The 204-nt window shown below is 62.7% G+C and carries 1 protein-coding gene; it reads right to left on the bottom strand.

From position 1 onward, the window contains the following. A partial coding sequence (locus ACX4ZE_RS23625) for a hypothetical protein (RefSeq protein WP_480275675.1) occupies positions 1-204 on the bottom strand: 204 nt, incomplete at both ends.

The raw sequence follows: 204 nt of genomic DNA, 5'->3' as shown, positions 1-204 counted from the left end.
ACAACACCCCACGACACTCCCCCACACCCACCCCCACATCCGAATCGGAAACGACATCGAGATCGAGGTCGTCGAGGACAACCGTCCCGATCCCGGTCTCGGGCAACAAACCCCGAACCGCCGCCGTGGTCACGACCACAACCGGATCAGCATCGGTGAGGACATACCGGATGCGGTCGACCGGATGCCCCGGATCAATCGACA

The sequence above is a fragment of the Nocardia sp. TBRC8007 genome, assembly GCF_056629435.1.
The sequence above is the reverse complement of the archived record's forward strand: the minus strand, read 5'-3'. Positions and strand labels throughout refer to the sequence as shown.